This window comes from Kitasatospora sp. NPDC034023 (assembly GCF_055575795.1).
Window position 1 is genome coordinate 1 of sequence record NZ_JBVIRY010000100.1, and the last position, 3790, is coordinate 3790.

General features: G+C 66.5%; 2 protein-coding genes. One reads left to right on the top strand and one right to left on the bottom strand.

The features are described from left to right. Positions 1–968: 968 nt before the first annotated feature. Positions 969–2024, top strand: a complete 1056-nt coding sequence (locus ACZ52R_RS43390; RefSeq protein ID WP_465755567.1) for an IS630 family transposase — start codon at positions 969–971, stop codon at positions 2022–2024. 267 nt (positions 2025–2291) lie between these two features. On the opposite strand, the gene ACZ52R_RS43395 is transcribed toward ACZ52R_RS43390, so the two are convergent. Next, entirely contained in the window at positions 2292–3704 is a 1413-nt protein-coding gene (locus tag ACZ52R_RS43395; protein WP_465755568.1) for a CHAT domain-containing protein, read from the bottom strand. Between the last annotated feature and the right edge of the window lie 86 nt (positions 3705–3790).

A 3790-nucleotide genomic window follows, 5' to 3' on the forward strand; every position in this document is an offset into this window, starting at 1 on the left:
CCAACATCGCCGCCGCAGCCGACCACTACCGGTCACGCCCCGACCACGCCACCGCACTCCTCAAGATCACCTGCTGAGAACGCATCAGCCCTGGCCAGTGAGCTGGTCGAGTAGAGATGGCTTGGTGTCCTGACGGGTGACCAGCCAGCCGACGCCGGCACGAGACCTGATATGCCCCTCGCCAGCGAGAACATCGAGGGCTCACTTTACTGTCGTTCGTGCGACACCATGCGTCTCCATCAGCCCCGCCTTAGACGGCAGCTCGGTCAGCTGAGAGTCGTTGGCGATCTCGGCACGCAGTGCGTCGGCAATGCGCAGGTACGTGCCGCGGCGGGCTCCGCTGGGGCACTCGCCGCTCCTTCCGTACGGTTATAACTCGACCAGGATGGACGACGAGAGCGTCTCACTACCAGTTCCAGTGCACGAGGTGCGGCTGCTCGCCGGGTGGTTCGGATTGGCAGTCCTGAGCAACGAACTTTGGCGAGACCCCGCTCGCTCCCATTGTCGTGTTCGTCGATGAACTTCAAGTCCTCGGCAAGGCGTCCGGGCTGCTCGCGTCGTTCCGGAGTGAGTGAAGGGAGGCGTCCCGGACCAACTGCGGCGGCCCTTCCCTCGCCTGCAGATCGTGTGGGCAGGATGCCCGCGTAGCATCCCCCTGGACTCGTGCAGGCGTTCGCTCAAGCCTCGACTGCAGAGCGCGGCGTCCGCACGGCGCGGTGCCGAGACGCGGATCGGGCGGCCAGCGGGCTGTCTCCACCGACACCGTGGGACGAAAATCCCCAACCAGAGCGCACTTGGCGGACAATAAAGGGATCCGCCCAGGCCAGAGGGGTCGGATGGGGACTGGTGGTCGGATTGTGGTCGTCGGTTCCCCGCCGACTCCCCCGGCACGATCACAATGGGTTCCGATAACTCCATGCACCGCTATTGACCCGAAACGGTAAGGTTCCGGGCTCGTTCATCCGGGCGTGACGGATCTGGTTGGGGACGCGCGGCGGCTGTCGCCGGACGCGCAGGAGGCCTTGCGGATGCGGGCCGTGGCAGCCGTCCGGGCGGGGCGGGACCGGCGTGAGGTGGCCGAACTCCTCGGCGTGAGCGCCGAGTCGGTCGCCGACTGGTGGGCGGCGTGGCAGGCCGGCGGCCGTGAAGCCCTGGTCTCCGGCCGACGCGGACGACGGCCGGGCGAGCACCAGGTACTGGACCCTGACGAACAGCAGTGCGTCCGGCAGGCACTGCCCGACCGCCGGCCCGAAGACCTCGGCCTGGGCGGTCAGTTGTGGACGCGCGCCATGGTCGGTGACCTGATCGCGGTGCTCTGCCGGGTGCGGCTGACCGAGCAGGGCGTGGGCAAGTACCTGAAACGGTGGGGCCTGTCCTTCCAGCGCCCGGACAAGCGGGCGATCGAGCAGGATCCGGAAGCGGTGCGCGTGTGGCGCGAGGAGACCTGGCCGGCCATCCGCGCGCGAGCCGCCGAGGACGGCGCCGGGATTCTCTTCGCCGATCAGGCCAGTGTCCGCTCGGACCAGGTCTCGGGACGCACCCGGGCGGCGAAAGGCGGCACGCCGACCAGCAGGCGGACGGGCAACCGGTTCTCGGTGAACGCCATGTCGGCTATCAGCACCCGCGGGAAGATGTGGCTCACGGTCTACCGCGGATCGTTCACTACCGCGGTGTTCCCCGACTTCCTCCACCGCCTGGTCCGGCAGTTCGACCGGAAGATCCACCTGGTCGTCGACCGGCACTCCGTCCACCGCAGCAAGGCGGTCCGCGACTGGCTCGCCGAGAACGAGAGCAGGATCGTCCTGCACCTGCTGCCCGCCTACGCGCCGGAGACCAACCCGGACGAACTCGTCAACGCCGACCTCAAGCGGACGCTGCTGCCGGCCTGCCGAGCCCGAAACGCCGGAGAGCTCGCAGGCGAGGTACGCCGCTTCTTCCGCCGACGCCAGAAGCAACCCCACATCGTGCGGGGCTACTTCCGCGCCCCGCACGTCCGGTACATCCTCGACGCGCCGGAACATTAGCGTTTCGGGTCAATATCCCGCATTGCGGGACCAGCGTGGGAACACACGCCATGCGCACAGCAGCTCGGCCGCTCGATCGGGCGTGCGATTCGATCATTCTGAACTGTCGAACGCCGTGTAACGCGATCGGGGGGTCAAGACGCCCGCAAGTGCTGCGGCTACCGCCTGGGTGACGGGAGCAGGCCTTAGGTAGGACAAGGGGGGAGAGTAGACGCGGGTGCCTTTGGTGCCGCGGGTGGCCAAGACGCCGTTGGTAGTGAATCGGGATCATTCGGCAGCTATCGCCGGTCGGCCGGAGAGGTGGATCAGGTCGGGGCGGCCCATGAAGACGTAGAACAGCGACTCGGGGACATAACCGGGCCTGCGGAACCAGTTGCGTATGCGGTCGCCCTGGCCCTGCCCGTCGGCGATCTCGCCCAAGACACGTTCAGTGTCCTCGTAGACGTGTGCCGCTCGGAGCTGTCCGGTAGCCCGGATGCTCATGAACTCGGCTATCACAGAGCGGCCGCTGGTGGTGGTGCTGGCGCCCCACGCTCTGAGGTTGGGGCTTCCGTCAAGGATGTCGTTGACCGCGTTCGACGTCTGCACGTGATGCCATACATCGAGAATGGTGGCGAACTGCCCGGGCTTCGCGATTTCCTCGGCGAGGTACACCAGGAATCGGCCCATCAGTGTGGCGTTGCGTGTGACCTCAACTGGGACTTGAGTGCCGAGCACCGCCAGGGCGCCTTCCCGCAGCAAGAGGTCGGTGATGGTCACGGCCCCGGCGCCGCGGGGCGCGACGTGGCAGGCACTGAGCATGACCACAGGTGGCATGCGGTCGAGGCCGAGGTACAGGTGTGGCGCGTCGCCGATGACGAGCGCGGCCATATTGCCGACCAACTTTCCGTGAGCGCTGATGACGAGGATGTCGGGGCGGTGTTCGGCCACGGACTGCTGGAGCGCTTCGAGAGTGAGGGTCTCGGCCTGGATGATGGTGAGTGCGGGAGCTGCAGGTTCGGCGATCTTGCGAGCCAGGCGCCACCCTTCTCGGGAGATCCGTCCCACAGTGTCGCTGAGAGGAATGCACTCGGCGACCAAAACCTTGATGGTGTGCTTCAGGCTGATACTCGGCGGAGCGAAGACCTGATGCTGCACCGTCCTGGTCAGAGGTTCCAGCGGCCGGTAGGCGATGGGCACACGTGCACACAGCGGAGCGCTATCCCCAGGCATGGTCAGCAGCCCGAGCGGAAAGTCGGAGAACACCGTCAGGTAGGAGGCCCGCTGGATCGCGGCTGTCAGTTCCTTGCTCCACAGAGGCTGGACAGCGTCATTGGGCCGGGTGAACAGGCGACTTACGGCAGCGCTGCTATGGGTGGTTAGAAAATGCCGTTCGAGCTGGGCGAGGATGACGAAGGCGTCCGGGGGCACGGTGGGCAGCATGAGGCCCAGCCCGCTGCTCGCGATGGTCTGGTGTGTGACTGCGAACTCGATGGCTGCTCGTTCGACCATGTGATCCGGGCGTTCGTGGAGTGTGACCGACCAGGTGTCGTCCGGGCTGACAGCAGGCTGGGGTTCCGTCCGGCGTCGTAGCTCGCTGTCGTAGGCGGTGCGGGTATAGGCCGGAGCGGCACCGGGCAGGCCTAGTGAAACCGGTACCCGAAGTCGGGTTACTTCTTCCCTGGCTGTCTGAGAAGGCATCCGCAATCCGCTTGTGGCGTATGACTTTTCGCTGTTCAGGCATGGTGTGCGGGGTTGGGCGGCAGGGTTTCGGCGTCGGGTTGTCG

Coding starts and splice junctions, on each gene's coding strand:
- ACZ52R_RS43395 (WP_465755568.1), bottom strand. CDS start 3,704: ATGCCTTCTCAGACAGCCAGGGAAGAAGTAACCCGACTTCGGGTACCG.